The following is a 14,969-nucleotide window of genomic DNA, read 5'->3' on the forward strand; positions in this document are numbered from 1 at the left end:
GGGGCCGACCCTGGGTAGTTGCAGCAGTGACGGTTCAGCGTGTGCGAGCGCGTCGGAGATGTGCTTCTTCGTGGCGGTGATTTTCTTGGTGGCGGATCTCAGCGACGAGGTCGACCGCGAGAGTTCGTCGGGTAACTCGCACTCCACGCGCTCGGCGAATACGCCCCAGCAGGGCGGCGGCCTGGTCGGCGGTCAGCGCCCGCGGGGCCCTGCCCTCGACCAGGTGAGGTAGCAGCACGTGGAGTCGGTTGACGACTTGGGTGCGTCGTGCGACGAGCTCCTCTCGGTGTTCGCGGCCGCCTGACAACCCGCCAGGTCGGCCACCGTCACCGCGGACATGGGCCTGTGGTCGCCGCTGCTTTGCAGCGACGGGCGAAGAAGGAGAAAGGGGCCCGGGGCCCTGATGGAGCGCGGCACGGTGAACCTCAGCTGCAGTCCGAGGTGATCGCCGCTGGCCCACCCGGCACACGGGATTGAACCGAACGGGTTGCCATTCACGATACGACGCCGGGCCACGGAATCACCAGGCCCTCGGGTACCGCCATCGACGATGCTCCGACCAGCCCTGCCACCGTTGTAGTCCACTGACTGCCTCGACGCAACGCGGCGCGACCGGACACACCTGAGCTGCGACGCAGCCTTCACCGTCGTCTCGACGGTGTCCGTATCAGTGCCCGGTTGGGGGACAGCACATCCGCTACGCACGGTGTAATCTCAACCCCGGCTCTCACCGGAGAGTGACAATATCCGGTACCGCTCCTGACCCCGGCGGCGAGTTCATCCCTCGGCGTCAGCGATCTCAGGAGCATCGCCATGGTCACCCCGATTGTCGTTCCCGACGCGTCGCAGCCGGTCCACGTCAGCGCCCCGGACACCGCCGAACTGATCGAGCGGCAGACGAAGTTCCTGCGCGAGATGGACCACCGATCAGGCGGAGGATCCTGCCTGGACGGCGCGCTGACCCTGATCCACCGGATACGGCACCTTCCCGGCTCACCCCACGACATCGAACACCGGCGCCGCGACGTCGCGGTCGCGGACCTACACAACTTGGTGGGGTGGGCGTCGTTCGACATCGGCCTGACCCATCAGGCGCACCGGTATTTCAGTCAGGCGCTGGCGTTGGCTGGGCGTGGCGGCGACGCCCGGTTGATCGCGGACATCTTCCACCGGCTTGGCCGGATGCGGTTGCACGAGGACAGCCCAGTCGAGGCGCTCGACTACCTCCAGTTCGGCCTGCTCGCCGCCGACGCGCCCGGTGGCGAGATCACGACCAGCATCCTGTTGATGAACCAGGCGTGGGCCTACGCCATGACGGGAACCGCGGCACTGGCCTGTCAACTGGTCGACCGCGGCCATGACCTGTTCACGGCCGCCGCGGCCAGTGACCGGCCCGGCTGGTCGAGCTTCGTCACCGAAACGGACATGCTCGCCATGACCGGTACCGTCTACAGTGAACTCGCTCATCGGGTGGATCCGTCGTACGCGCGGACCGCGATCCCGCATCTGACCCAAGCCATCGACGGTTACGGCGACCCCATGGCCCGCAGCCGAACCTTCACCCTGATCCTGCTGGCAATGAGCCACCTGGTCGACGGCGAGGTCGATGAGGGGGTGGAGATGGGTTCCCACGCACTCGCCTGTGCCGAGAACCTCGCCTCGGTCCGGGTCCATGAGCGCATGCTTCGGCTCAAAGCGGACGCCGAACGCCACGACACCCACACCGGGGCCCGGAAACTAGCCACACGAATCGCTGCCCTCACCATCCCCCCAGGACACACGCGATAAACGGCGCATCCGCGGACCCGATCCAGCCATGTAACGCGGCTGCAGGTCGCGGGGCGCTGCGCAATGCCCCATGTTGACCACCCTGATCCTCGCCTAAGCGGCACCGATGTCTTCTCGGGCTGCGGTCATGCCGTGGTTCTTCCGGCTGGTCGGATCGTCGCTGCGGCGGCGGCCGGGCGTCTGGCAGCCGTCGAGCCCTCGGAGGTGCTCGATGAACGCGTCGATCACACAGACAGCGGCGGCGCGTGCCCCTGTGACCAGTACATCGTCAAACGCCTCGACGATGAGTTCGGCGTCTGCCGCTCCTGTCGAGAAGACCGTGTTGATCTCTCGCTTGACCGCCGTGAGGTAGGCGCTGGCTGCCTTCTCAGGGGAGTATTCGATCAAGACTGGGGGAAGTTTGAGGATCAGGCGCCCGGGGTTGACGAGGGTGATGGTGTGGGCGAGCCCTCGCCCCAGGCCTGTGCCCGCTCTGGTGAAAACGCGGTACTCGCGGGTGTGATTGCCCTCCGCATCCACGGAGGGAGTCGCTGCGGCGGCTTGCAGGTCCGTGACCCCGAGTTCTCCGCGGATGCGGGAAGGCGTGGCGAGGACCTCGACATGCCCGAACTGCGTGCACCAGCACGCATCCGAGAAACCTGGCACGTCACGGTCGGTGGCTGCCGACGCGTGCTCGGCCACCTCATCCTGCCGCTCCACGGGGAGATGGCCGATCTCCATCGCGGCGCCGTGTCCCCCTCGGCGGACACGGCCGTCCATGACCAGCCCACCGCCGACGCCCTCGTCGTAGACCGCGACGACGACCATGTCGAGGCTCCCGTAGTTGCGCTGGCGAGTGGCCATGACCGCGAGAGCGTTGACATCGTTCTCCACGACGACCGGCTTTTGCAGCAGCGACTCCAACATGTGGGCGAGTGGCGCGGTGCCGGACTGCCTGCTGTAGTCGGACAGGACAACCTGACCTTCGAAGACGTGCCCACCGACCTCCACTCCCGCACCCAGCAGCTCACTGGCCGCCCGTCCCTCGCGAACGCGCGTGTTGTCGTCGTCCGCTTTGATCGAGTCGATCTCGTCCTTCGCGATCCGCGCGATCTGCGGCCAGACGTCGTCGGTCGGCGAACTTGGGCTCGGCAGTGGCACAGGCTCACGCTTCCGCAGAACCGTTCCGTCAAGAGCGGTCAAAACCGTGGCCACGGCGACCGGCCTGGTGTTGTGGTGCGTGACCTTCACACCGGCCACAGTCCAACCGCTGCTGAGCCGGAGGGGAAGCACTGGTCGTCCGGTCGCCCGCTGCAGAGATGAGGTGCCGATCTCCAGGAGGTTTCTCTCGATCAGCACTTTCACGGCTTTGCTGACCGTTCCCGGAGTGAGCGTCATCCGGTCCACCGGCCGTCGTTCCTCCGGGTCGGCGATCTCCGCGCGGGAGATCTCCTCGGGCGCCTTGAACACCACCCGGGCCAGCACCTCGCCGAGGACCTCACGTCCGATAGCCGGCCGGCCGTCCGCATCATCGCTCTCGAGAGCGGCCAGCAGCCTGTCGAACTGTTGGTGCATGACCCACTCCAGTCGCTCGTCGACGCGTGCCGCGCTGCTCACACCTTACTAGCCCACTGAACTTCATGGTGGATATGAACCTAAAGTTCCAAAAAACTTTTAGTAGTTGTGAAAACGAGATGTTCCTACAGAAACTTACCTGTAGGTTGAAGTCAGAGCCACCGGACCTCCACCACCAGGGACCGAGGAGCCGACACCGGACAGCTCGACACGAACCAACACCGAAAGGGGCGCCACGATGAGTACCAACTTGACGCGAGTTCTCGCCGAAGAGATCGGAAACCTCCTCCACATCACCCCAGAACGAGTGAACAGGTGAATCGCTCGTGTGAGCGCGAGGACACACGTGCCAGGCCTGCGAGGCCAGGTTGCGCGAAAAGCGCCTGAACCCGTGGAAAATGGGACAGACGCTTGCCGCGCTCATCATCCGGATCAGCCTGTGGATCTGGCTGAACAACTAGGTCCCGTGCCGCCCTCAGCGACATCGCCCGCTGATCGGACCACCCTGCGCGTCGCACTGGCGTTCCTCGATCGGCCTTGACCCAACCAGCACAACCGCCCGATGCAGACCTCTCTGAGGCTTTCCACGCTGCAAGGCGAGCCGCAGAGAGGTCTTCGGCGCATCAGGTGAGTTCTCCCAGGCGGCGCCGCAGGTAAACGCGCTCCGCCTCGTTCGAGGTTTGGGCGAGCGCTGCCCGGTACGCGTCGACGGCAGACCCTACCCGGCCCGCTCGGCGCAGCAGATCGGCGCGCGCCGCGTGCACCAGGTGATCACACCCGCCGTCACGGTCGAGGTCGTCCAGCAATGTCAGCCCGGCGTCCGGCCCCGACGCCATCGCCACCGCGACAGCCCGGTTCAACGCGACCGTCGGCGACGGGACCTGAGCCAGATCCACGGCGAACTTCTCGTCCTCGGCGTCACACCACATCCCACCGCGCGGCCGGGGTCACCCAAGCCGCACGCAACCTCGTCATGGACATCGAGGACGGGAGCCGAGCGCGGTTCCTGATCCGCGACAGAAACGGGAAGTACCACGCGGTGGTTCGCCACGATCCGCAGGGCGACGCCCCTGCTCCCGGCAGTTGCGGTCGGCCACGATGAGCGACGTCAGCCCTGCGGCACCGAATAACGTCACGGCCCTGAGATCGACCACCAACATCTTGGCCGTCGGCTGCGGCCACCTCGGTGTAGCTTTCAGTAGTCGTGGCTGAATCACTCGCGTTCGTCACGTTGGATCGCTGTCGATTCGGCCCAGTATTCCGCGGTGCGGCTGAGCACACGGGCACGTGCTGGCTCGGGTAGCTCCTCGTGGGCGCGCGTCCTGGCGTAGAGACCGAACAAGTCATCCAGCCGGTAGCGCAGCATTCCCGTCGAATCCACTCCGACAACGTCCACCAGCCTGCGGTCCACCAGGGAATCGAGGAGCTTTTCGGCCAGCGGCGGCGCGACGTCACCCACGATGGCAGCCACCTCAGCCGGGAAGTCGAGCCCCTGCAACAGGCTCAGTTTCCACCACAGACTTCTCGCCTCATCCGGCAATCGCCGAACGGTCAGCGCCAGGCTGTCGCGCACGTCGAGCCCGCCGTGCGCGAGTTCGTCCAGTCGCCGTTCTGGATCACGCAACCGGTCGGCGAACTGGGCGAGCGAAAGGTAGGACCGCGCGGCGAGCCGCGCGGCGGCCGACCTGATAGGCAGGGGTAGGTATCCGGTGGCGCGGATGATTTGGTTCCGTGGCCCGGGTTCGGCATGGCAGCGATCGGCGCCGACGATCCTGGTGAACAGGTCGGTCGCCTCGTCCTGCGACAGGACGCCGACCTCCACCGGAGTGGCCCCTGGCAGGTCGGTCAGGGTGGTGTGGCCCGTAAGAAGCACCGCGCTGTCCGGCCCGCCAGGCAACAACTGCTGGGCTTGCGCGGCGTCGGCCACGTCGTCCAGAACGATGAGCATCCGTCGCTCGGCCAGAACGCTGCGGTACATCGCCGCCCGCCCGCACAGGTCGACTGGAATCCACGAGTCCGAGTAGCCCATTGCGCGCAGGAATCCGCTCAACACCTCGCCGAGGTCGGCGGACAAGAGGTACGAACCGCCGAGGTCGGCGTAAAGCTGACCATCCGGAAAACGGCTCCGGAGCCGATGCGCGACATGAACAGCCAGCGCTGTCTTGCCGGCACCACATCGGCCGAGAAGTGCACAGATCCGTACTCCCCCTCGCCCGTCCACGCTCAGCAGGCGTAACACCTCCGCGACGTGACTCGTTCGGCCCACGAAGTCGGTGACGCCGGCAGGCAGCTGGGCCGGTTGCAACGGCGGCGCGGCAACCAGCGCCGTGGATTTCCCGGCCAGGATGGTCCGCTGCACCTCCTGCAGCTTCGGCCCTGGCTCCAAGCCGAGCTGGGCAACCATGGCGCTGCGACCTTCCCGATACGTGGCCAGCGCCTCGGCGCGGCGACCGTCTCCGGTAAGAGCCAGCATCAACTGGCAACGGAGACGTTCCCGCAACGGGTTCTCATGGACCAAAGTGGTCAGCTCGGTGACCAGCTCTGTGGTCCTGCCTGAGGCGAGCTCCAACTCGATGCACTCCTCGAGCACGGTGAGCCTGCGCTCCGCCCACATAACGGCCGCCGCCTGTACAAGCGCACTGTCGATCTCAGCGAGCACTGGGCCGCGGAACAAGTGCAAGGCTTCGCGGAACACGGAGATCGCGGTCGTGTTGTCGCCGTTGGAACGGGCGACCTTAGCCTCGCTCACCTGCCTGTCGAACACACCTGTGTCCACCCAATCCTCGGGGAGGTGCAGGGCGTAGCCCGACATGGTCGTCGCGATCAACCCATCCTTGGCCCCACCTCGCACGAACGATCTGCGCAGGCGCCAGACACAGGTCTGGATCTGCTCCGCGGCCGTCTTCGGCGGACGTCCGTTCCACACCGCTTCCACCAGCCGGTCGGTCGAAACAGGCTTGTTCACATCCATCAGGAGAAGGGCGAGGACGATGAGTTGCCGGCTCTTGCCCGGCGAGACCAACCGTCCGTTGATCGACGCTTCGAGCGTGCCGAGTACACAGAACAACGCAACCCCCAGGACGACAACAACGCCCGGATCTCGTTCGCTCTCCCATGATCGTCGTTCGTCGCCCGCCAAGCATCACGTGTTCGCGTAGGTCATCGGCTGGCACACCGTGGTGCCGACGACTCCGGGCGCGGCCCGTTCACCCGAATAGCGGTCACGCGATCCCATGCCGGCCCGCCTCCCGGGCCAGGACATGGCGAGTCAAGTCGACTCGGCTGCTCACACCGAGCTTGGCGAAGCAGCGCCGCAGGTGGCTGTCCACCGTATGCGGGGACAGGCGTAACTCCCGGGCGATCTCGCGGTTGGTCATGCCGTGGGCCACCAGCCGGATCACGCGCAGCTCCGATGGTGTCAGGCTCGCCCAGCCCTGCCGGTCACGGTTCCCGTCCCGGCGGGGTCTTCCGCGAACGCCGAGCGCGGGCAGTCTGCTCCGGACACGCGCGGTGTCGCGCTGGGCGCCACTGGTCTCGTACAGCTCTTCGGCCTGCCGGATCAATCCCGATACCTGCGATCGCTGACCCGCCATGTGCTCGGTGACCGCCAGGTCCTCCAGAGCCGACGCCGTGGCAAGCGGCCGTGGACCGGCCCGGAATACCTCGACCGCCCTTGCCAGCGCGTCGATGTTTTCGCGCAGCAGCCCTTCGGCGTGCATCGCGGAGCCGACCAGCGAGTTCGAGGCCGGATTGCGGTCGGCGAGGTCGCTCGCGGACTCGACCACGGTCTCCGCATCCACGACCCTGCCGGTACGCAACGCCATCCGCACGATCTGTGCCGCCGCCATCGGCTCGTGGACGAGCAACGACGGTCCCAGCCACCTTCCCGTGCCGGACTGGCCGACACCTGTCAGCCTGTCCAACGCGAGATCGGGACGGCCCATCGCGTCGTGCAGCCCGGCGAACGCCCAGTTGAGCTCCACGAAGTCGCCGTCCTGACCGGCGCCGCGTAGTCGCTCGGCTCCGCCAAGGTAGCCCTCCGCCATGCCAAGATCGGCTCGATGGATCGACAAACGTGCGAACAACGCCATCAGGAGCACGGACGCGCCAACCGAGTTGATCCGCTCCGCAGTGCCCAGCCCTTGATCAGCCTCCTTCCACGCATCGTCCAGCATGCCCGAGGCCATCCGCAGTTCCGCTCGGCGCAGCCGGTACAACGGTCGCGGCCAAGCCGTGCCGAGCCGGTCGGCGTCGCGCTGCCCGCTCGCACACACCGAGCCGGCCTCGTCGAATCGGTCGGCTGTCGTCAGTACCTGGCACAAACTCAGCCGGGTATGTCGCCGAAGCGAGTCGTCACCTGCCTCGTCGGCAATCCGAACGGACTCCCTGGCCAATGTCAGGCCGCGGTCGAGGTCACCTGCCGCCCTGGCGACCAGGGCGCGCACCGCGATCCCACTGCATCGCGCTGCCGCGGACCGTCCGTCGGCAGAGTGTTCGATCGCATCGAGCGCCACCAGGTCGGCCGAAGCGAAATCTTGCATTCCGATCAGGCCACATGCCTGGATCGCGAGCAGGTCCGCCTTGGCCGCATCGGGAGTACTCACCCTGGCGAGCGCGCGCTCGGTGTACTCGACAACCCGGGCATTGGAGCCGACGAGGTGCAACGCCTCCGACACCGCTACCAGCAGGCTTGCCTGCTCGGTGTCCTCGAGTCCATTGCGCAGCCGCTCCTCGGCCAACTCGATCGCCTCGGCCCCCCGGCCCGCGGTGATCAGCAACCGCACTGCCTCCGCGACGAACGGCGCTCGCGCGGCTTCGTGCGGACCGATCACGCCCAGAAGCCGGATGATCAGGTCCGCCGCGGTGTTGGGCGCTGCGGGCCCGACTCTGTCGACGACCAATCGGAGAATCTCCGCGCCATCCTCGCCTGCGACGTATCCGCTACGGATGAGGTGCTCCGCCGCCTCCGCGGGCGAACGACCTTCACGACGCGCGGCCGAAGCGATCTCGCGGTGCAGCGCCGAGCGCACCGGACCGGGCAATCCGTCGTAGAGCGCCTCGCGGATCAGGTCATGCCGGAAGGTCAACTCGGCGCCGTCCCCCACGAGCACGGCGGCATGGATCGCCTCCGTGGTCACCGTCAGCAACTCCGGTATGCCGCCGCTGGTCAGGACGGCGACCTCGTGCACCGTGAACGGCCTGCCAAGCACAGCCGCCGCAGACAGCATCCGGCGAGCCTCGTCGGAGAGGGGGAGCAGATACTGATCGACCACTGCGACGAAGCCGTGCGGCAGTCCCTCCGCATCGGCCAGCACCGCTTCACCCGACACGATGCGCACTCGCCCGGCGGTTCGAGCCGCGGTAAGCAGTCCTTCCAGTAGAAACGGGTTGCCATCGCAGCGGGCAGCCATCTCGACCACCCCTGCGCCGGGGTCCCCACCCAGGAGGTTGGCGCACATTTCGATGGCCGCATCCGGCGAGATGGGTCCCAATCGGTGCGGGCTTGCGCCCCGAGCCAGCAAATGGTCGATACTGGCCTGCGCCCGTCCGCCTGCTGGGACGGGCCTGCGGATCAACAACCACAGCACCGGCGAGGCAGCGAACACGTCGACAAGTACCCGCAACATCAGTGTGGTTACCTCGTCCGCCCAGTGCGCGTCGTCCAGCGCGACGAGCACGGGCTTGCGGGAAGACCAGCCGTCCAGGCGCGCACGGACCTCGGCGATCAGGATGCTGGGGTCTTGCTCGGAGTTGACCAACTCGAGAGCATCCGTCCTTCGCGGTGGCCCTCCTGCGTTGAAGAGTCCGCGCAGCGCGCGTGCCGGAACCAGGCTGTCGAGCTCGGATGCCTGAGCGCGGGCAACGATGAATCCCCGGGCACGGGCCTCCGCGACCACGACGTCCAGCACGCGGCTCTTGCCAATGCCCGCGACTCCCTCGACCACCACGCAACCGCCCTGCCCCGACTGGGCAGCGGCCAACCAGTGTCTCAACTCGGAGAGCGATTGTTCTCTTCCCACCAGTGGAAACATGATCGGCGTCCCTCGCCAGCCGCCATACCCCTTTACACGACACCACAACGATAGCGATGACCGACTGTATTGCGCATCTGCTCACAGCGATCGCCGCGCAAATCGTGTTCGACGGCCGTCTGCTCCGTGATGTCACCAATAATCCACGCGGGTCAGGGCCCACACCGCCGGATGGCATCCCTTGGGTGTCGCAAGGCCAACTGGCCACGCTGTCGGCGCGCACAAACGCAGTTGCTTCGCGGGCTCACCGGTGCGACTTCTGTAGCGACACTTGATGACGCTCCCACAATCAAGCGCCAGACTCTCGACTCACAGCGGAACCAAAGCGGCGGAAGGTGTCACATGAAGGGGATCATCCTGGCAGGCGGCAGCGGAACTCGTCTGTACCCCATCACCCTGGGTGTGTCCAAACAACTGCTCCCCGTATACGACAAACCGATGATCTACTACCCCCTGTCGGTGCTGATGCTCGCAGGCATCCGGGACATCCTGGTCATCTCGTCACCCGCCGACCTGGACGGTTTCCGCAGGCTACTCGGCGACGGAGCACCACTCGGCCTTTCCATCAGCTACGCCGAGCAGGACGAACCGCGTGGCCTCGCCGACGCGTTCGTCATCGGCGCGGCCCACATCGGCTCGGACTCGGTGGCGCTGGTGCTCGGCGACAACATTTTTCACGGCCCGGGCTTCTCGGCGGTGGTGCGGCGCAGCATGCACGCAATCGTCGGCTGTGTACTCTTCGGTTACCCGGTGCAGAATCCCGAGCGTTACGGCGTGGGCGAGGTGGACAGCCGTGGTCACCTGATCTCCATCGAGGAAAAGCCCGCCCATCCGCGATCGGACCGGGCGATCACCGGGCTCTACCTTTACGACAACGATGTTGTGGACATCGCTCGAGGACTCCGGCCGTCGGCACGCGGCGAACTGGAGATCACCGACGTCAACCAGGTCTACCTCAAGCGCGGCAAAGCACGTCTCGTCGATCTCGGGCGCGGGTTCGCCTGGCTGGACACCGGAACCCACGACTCACTGACTGAGGCAAGCCAGTACGTCCAGATCCTGGAGCACCGGCAGGGCACCCGAATCGCCTGTATCGAAGAGATCGCGCTGCGAATGGGCTTCATCGACCAGGATGCCTGCCACCGGCTCGGCGAGGCGCTCGCCAAATCCGGTTACGGCCAGTACGTGATGGACATCGCCACCGCCACACCACCGGGCCTGCTCGTGGCCAAATGAACGGGCCACCGCGACCGGCTGACGGACCGGACCGATACTCAGGTTCCGACAGTCAGCCGGCCGGTCGAGTCCCATGCCACCGAATGTCGTCGATCAACCTCGCCTGAACCACTACGGTGTCGGCGTCCAGGACAGACCCCGCACGCACCGCGCCGGTGAACGCGGCGACGCTGGCCGCGTATTGATCGTCGCTCGGCAGGGTCAGCTGTTCCCGACGGTCCTGACACGCAAGCCGCACGACAGGCCGATGCCCAGGTGGCGGGGTGAAAACATGGTCCAGGGACAGTCGGCCGTCAGTTCCGAGAAACTCATAGTGGGAGGTGTAGGCGTGGCGGAGGCCGAATGACAACTGGGCAGTGACCCCATCGTCCCGTCTCAGCAGCGCAGCGCCGCCCACATCGACGCCAAGTACATTGTCATGGCTGAGAGAGGCTCCCATGACAGTCAGATTCGCACCGAGGAGCAGTTGTGCCGCCCGCACCGGGTAGCCACCGACGTCCAGCACGGCTCCCCCGCCAAGCTCGGCGGAATAGCGGATATCACTCTGCGGACGCGGGGGGATCGCGAACGTCGCGGCGAACGAGCGCACTGTGCCGATGGCTCCGTCATCCAGCAGTCGGCGCACGGCCGCGTGCTGGCTGTGCCGATGGAACATGAAGTTCTCCATCAGTACCCGCTGCTGCCGGTGTGCCAGCATGGCTACCCTGGCGGTCTCGGCCCCGGATGTCGTGAGCGGCTTTTCGGCGAGTACATGCTTGCCTGCCATCAGCGCCCGCGCGATCCACTCCGCGTGCAGGGCCGACGGCAACGGGATGTAGACCGCGTCCACATCGGTTCGGTCGAGGAGCGTCTGGTAGCCGAGCACGGGTTCGCCCCCGAAGTGGGCGGCCAGCGCCCGTGCCTTGCCCAAAGTCCTACTGGCAACCGCAACCAGCCGGATACCCGACGTGGTGGCGACTGCGGGTAGTACCCGGCGCGCGGCGACATCGGCACAGCCGAGCACACCCAGCCGGATCGGCGCGGCATCGTCGGCGGCGCTCATCCGCCCACCTGCTCGATCGCCACGGCCCTGACCTCAACTCGCCAGCCGGTCGGCTGAGAGCAGGTCATGGTGCAGTTGTTGCACATCGGCGCAGGGGTCAAGACCCAGTTCCTCGTTCAGTACTGTCCGGAGACCCCGGTAGACATCCAGCGCGTCGCTGCGGCGTCCGCTACGGTCCAGCACCCTGATCAGTTGACCCTGCAACCCCTCATCGAGTGGGTTCGTGGCCACCAGGGATCGTAGTTCTCCAACCAGTTCCCGGTGCAACCCGATCTCGATCTCGGCCTCGATCCGAAGATGGCGTGCATGGTGCCGTTGCTCCGTCAAGTCCACGGCGTACGCCGACAGCCGAGGCCCACAGTTCACATTCGCCAGCGGCGGACCGGACCACAGCGAGAGCCCGTCCCGAAACAAACCGGCCGCCTCCTTGTAGTGGCGGCGATGCCATGCCTCCCTGCCCTCCTGACACAGCCGCTGGAACACGAACATGTCGATCTGATCGCGATCGACCATCAACACATATCCCGGCGCCTTGGTGACGAGCATGTCGTCACCGTTTCCGGCAAACCCACCGCTTTCGATCATCCTTCGCAACTGATACACATAGGTCTGCACAGTCGTGCGCGCATTTCGCGACGGCGGTCCCGACCACAACTCCTCGATGATCGAATCAGTGTGCACCGGCCGACCCGCCCGGAGAATGACCATCGCCAGCAACTGCAATAACTTCGGCGCCGTCGGCGCGTAGTCGTCACCCCCCTTGACAGCCTCCACCGCACCCAGCACAGCGAAGCGCACGATCCTACTGTCATCCGCCCTACTGTCATCCGCGACCTTGGCGAGGCGGCCGGGGCCACCCGAAACCACAACCCCAGGAATCGCCACATACTCCTTCTGCGTCGTACCCATCTTCGTCCCTATCAACCCACGATCGACCGTGGGATTTTGTTGGCACAGAATTGGTCGCGCATCTCGGATGACGACGTCCTATGACAGTGAAGTGTACCTAGTTCAGAGTGACACACGTGGCTCTCACGGCGCTCTCACATTCCGGACGCGGCTCTGACTTGGTTCCACATCCTCCGGGAGTGCCGGCCTCTCTCGCACAGGTTCATGTCCTGTATGGACGCTTGGCCCTCGCGTCCCGAAGCGCGTGGCCCCACCAGATGAGCTGATCGAGCATGGACTTGGCGGCCGCATTGCACTCTTCGGGTGCCTTTGCCTGGCCATCGGGCTCGAACTGGCTCCACGCGCCGTGAAAGCTGACCGTGTCGCGAATCGTGACCGCGTGCAGCTCCGCGAACACCTGGCGAAGGTGCTCCACCGCCCGCAGCCCACCCGCCATGCCGCCGTAGGAGACAAAACCGATCGGCTTGGCGTGCCACTCCTTGGAGTGCCAGTCGATCGCGCTCTTCAGCGATGCCGGAAAGCTGTGGTTGTACTCGGGGGTCACCACGACGAACGCGTCTGCCGCCGCCAGCCGCGATGCCACCGCGGCCACCTCCGGCCCGGGCTCGTCTCCGAAATCGGAAAGCGTCTCGGGCAACTTCGCATCGGCCAAATCGATCACATCCACGGCCAGGTCAGCGTGCCGCTCGGTCTGTTCGACAAACCACGCGGCCACAGTCGGCCCGAAACGGCCTTTCCTGGTACTACCGATGATGACGGCAATACGGATGCGCTCGTTCGTCATGACTATCCTTCCGGTAGTGCGGAAAGCTCTGGCACATCGGACGACCTACCGATGTCACGTCGCCCCCTCGTGCCAACAGCACGGTCCGGTTCGCCCGCGAGGCAGCTCAGCAGGCAGCGCGCCGCGACGTTGACGTGGTTCCCGTAGCGAATGAAACCGGTCAACTGACTCACCGTCATCCAGCAGAAATCATCGGGAACGTCGAGGTCGAAGTCCTGGCCGACATCGACGACGAGGTACTGGTTCTCCGCGTGGAAGAAGCGGCCCCCTTCCTCTGAATGCACGACATCGACGATGGTGCTCGACGACGACGCCCGAGAGAAAGCTTCTAGGTACCACGGATGCCGCTCGGCCGGAAGCCCGGCGTAGTTGGCTGGGATGCAGTTCACCGTCGGCGACATCTCGACCACATCGTGCGTTCCGGCTTCCGTCCGCGCCTGCACCAATATGTGGAACACACCGGCAATCTGCCGCCCGAGAAAACCGATCACACCCCGGTCGACGGGTGCGAGCATTGGCTGCGACCACTGACTCACCTCGCGGCTGCTCGCCTGCACATTCACCCCGATAACCGAGAAGTACCTCTTTTCTTCGTGCACGATCTCGCCGGAAGAACGCACCCAATGCGGCAATCCGGACAACGGCAACTCCCGCCGGGTAAGGTAGTATCGGGATTTGACCTCGGTGAACCAGCTCAGCAGTTGCTCGACCGAATGTAGCGGGTCACCGCCGGGGCCGAGGTCGGTGCTGAGCGGTCCCGCCCTGTCGAGGCTGGTTTCAGTGAAGAAGAAGGGAATTCCCGACAACACGGTCCGCGCATCCATGTTCACCAGATTGGGAACCCTCATCAGGGTCGCGAGTTGCTCGAGACTTAGCCAGCAGAAATCGTCGAGCGGCGGCAACTCCTCCGCCACTTCGACGATCATATTGCGGTTCCGCTTGTTCAGGAACCATGAACCCTGTTCCGACTGCAGCGCGTCGAATACCGCGCGGCCACCGCGAGGGGCCATGAAGTGGTCCAGGTAGGGCACCGGATTACCCTGATGTACCCGCGTGTAGTTACTGCGGGTCGCCTGCACCGTCGGTGACAACTGGAGTAGGTTGATGTTGCCAGGTTCCATCTTCGCCTGCATGAGACAGTAGACCGTCCCATTGGCCACCGTCATGACGATGCCAAGGATACCGATCTCCGGCTGAAGAATGATCGGCTGCGTCCAGGAATTCGTATCCCGATGATCGGTACACACCTCGAGCCCGCGTATCGAGAAAAACTTTCCGCTCCGATGCGCGACGTCTCCGGTCTGGTCGTGGATGTGCCAGCCATCCATCATATCCAGAGAAGTCCTGGTGACTTCATACTCGTTTTCCTGGTTTCGCTCGGCAAACCATTCGTAGAACTCCGCCAGATCGTGGAACACGCGGTTACCTCCCGATAGGGCACTCGACTGAGAGCTTGAAACGGCGATGCGCCGAGGCAGCGCCTTGCTTGCCGCTATCGTCGCGGATCGCGCTGCTGCCAGAGCCGCCCTCCGGCTGAAGAACCGCTGAACCCTGTCCAACGGACAGTCGGCACGGAGGGCGGGGCCCAAGCCCCGTCCTCCGAAGACGACAGTCTCTAATGGAC

General features: G+C 65.5%; 10 protein-coding genes. 2 read left to right on the forward strand and 8 right to left on the reverse strand.

All coding sequences use genetic code 11. The annotated features are described in order from the left end of the window. The first annotated feature begins 813 nt into the window (after nt 1–813). Nucleotides 814–1,788 carry a hypothetical protein gene (locus tag ALI144C_RS02295; RefSeq protein WP_076985313.1) on the forward strand — a complete coding sequence of 325 codons (975 nt, stop codon included), beginning with the start codon at nt 814–816 and terminating at the stop codon, nt 1,786–1,788. A gap of 93 nt (nt 1,789–1,881) precedes the next feature. Here ALI144C_RS02295 and ALI144C_RS02300 read toward each other — a convergent pair whose 3' ends face one another. The 4 genes from ALI144C_RS02300 to ALI144C_RS02315 all read right to left on the reverse strand — a co-directional run bounded on the left by ALI144C_RS02300 (nt 1,882) and on the right by ALI144C_RS02315 (nt 9,374). Continuing rightward, nucleotides 1,882–3,342 (reverse strand): ROK family protein, encoded by a 1,461-nt coding sequence (locus tag ALI144C_RS02300; protein WP_143230345.1) that lies wholly within the window; start codon nt 3,340–3,342, stop codon nt 1,882–1,884. A 623-nt stretch (nt 3,343–3,965) separates the two neighbouring features. Further along, the gene (locus ALI144C_RS02305; RefSeq protein ID WP_193441144.1) at nt 3,966–4,271 is read right to left on the reverse strand and encodes a hypothetical protein; all 306 of its coding nucleotides are present in this window, start codon (nt 4,269–4,271) and stop codon (nt 3,966–3,968) included. Between the two features lie 284 nt (nt 4,272–4,555). Beyond that, nucleotides 4,556–6,307 carry a BTAD domain-containing putative transcriptional regulator gene (locus ALI144C_RS02310; RefSeq protein ID WP_168211147.1) on the reverse strand — a complete coding sequence of 584 codons (1,752 nt, stop codon included), beginning with the start codon at nt 6,305–6,307 and terminating at the stop codon, nt 4,556–4,558. A gap of 256 nt (nt 6,308–6,563) precedes the next feature. Beyond that, nucleotides 6,564–9,374: an ATP-binding protein gene (locus ALI144C_RS02315; protein ID WP_076985316.1), complete on the reverse strand. Its 2,811-nt coding sequence runs from the start codon at nt 9,372–9,374 to the stop codon at nt 6,564–6,566. A 342-nt stretch (nt 9,375–9,716) separates the two neighbouring features. On the opposite strand from ALI144C_RS02315, the gene rfbA reads away from it, so the two are divergent. Next, a complete protein-coding gene (rfbA, locus tag ALI144C_RS02320) occupies nt 9,717–10,610 on the forward strand; it encodes a glucose-1-phosphate thymidylyltransferase RfbA (RefSeq protein WP_076985317.1) in 894 nt (297 codons plus the stop codon). Nucleotides 10,611–10,662: 52 nt separating this feature from the next. Here the strand turns inward: rfbA and ALI144C_RS02325 are convergent, their stop codons facing one another. The 4 genes from ALI144C_RS02325 to ALI144C_RS02340 form a co-directional block, all read right to left on the reverse strand. Then, on the reverse strand, nt 10,663–11,652 hold the full coding sequence (locus tag ALI144C_RS02325; RefSeq protein ID WP_076985318.1) for a Gfo/Idh/MocA family protein: 990 nt from the start codon (nt 11,650–11,652) through the stop codon (nt 10,663–10,665). A gap of 33 nt (nt 11,653–11,685) precedes the next feature. Beyond that, nucleotides 11,686–12,561, reverse strand: coding sequence for an AfsR/SARP family transcriptional regulator (locus ALI144C_RS02330; protein WP_083752640.1), 876 nt, complete (start codon nt 12,559–12,561; stop codon nt 11,686–11,688). A gap of 202 nt (nt 12,562–12,763) precedes the next feature. Continuing rightward, a complete protein-coding gene (locus tag ALI144C_RS02335; protein WP_076985319.1) occupies nt 12,764–13,345 on the reverse strand; it encodes an NADPH-dependent FMN reductase in 582 nt (193 codons plus the stop codon). A 2-nt stretch (nt 13,346–13,347) separates the two neighbouring features. Next, nucleotides 13,348–14,763: an NDP-hexose 2,3-dehydratase family protein gene (locus ALI144C_RS02340; protein WP_076985320.1), complete on the reverse strand. Its 1,416-nt coding sequence runs from the start codon at nt 14,761–14,763 to the stop codon at nt 13,348–13,350. Between the last annotated feature and the right edge of the window lie 206 nt (nt 14,764–14,969).

The sequence above is a fragment of the Actinosynnema sp. ALI-1.44 genome (assembly GCF_001984155.1).
GTDB lineage: Bacteria > Actinomycetota > Actinomycetes > Mycobacteriales > Pseudonocardiaceae > Kibdelosporangium.

Bases quoted from the DNA above. Each gene is read 5' to 3' on its own strand.
- ALI144C_RS02305 (WP_193441144.1), bottom strand. From the start codon at position 4,271: ATGTGGTGTGACGCCGAGGACGAGAAGTTCGCCGTGGATCTGGCTCAG.
- ALI144C_RS02315 (WP_076985316.1), bottom strand. From the start codon at position 9,374: ATGTTTCCACTGGTGGGAAGAGAACAATCGCTCTCCGAGTTGAGACAC.
- ALI144C_RS02330 (WP_083752640.1), bottom strand. From the start codon at position 12,561: ATGGGTACGACGCAGAAGGAGTATGTGGCGATTCCTGGGGTTGTGGTT.
- ALI144C_RS02325 (WP_076985318.1), bottom strand. From the start codon at position 11,652: ATGAGCGCCGCCGACGATGCCGCGCCGATCCGGCTGGGTGTGCTCGGC.
- ALI144C_RS02335 (WP_076985319.1), bottom strand. From the start codon at position 13,345: ATGACGAACGAGCGCATCCGTATTGCCGTCATCATCGGTAGTACCAGG.
- ALI144C_RS02300 (WP_143230345.1), bottom strand. From the start codon at position 3,342: ATGCACCAACAGTTCGACAGGCTGCTGGCCGCTCTCGAGAGCGATGAT.
- ALI144C_RS02295 (WP_076985313.1), top strand. From the start codon at position 814: ATGGTCACCCCGATTGTCGTTCCCGACGCGTCGCAGCCGGTCCACGTC.
- rfbA (WP_076985317.1), top strand. From the start codon at position 9,717: ATGAAGGGGATCATCCTGGCAGGCGGCAGCGGAACTCGTCTGTACCCC.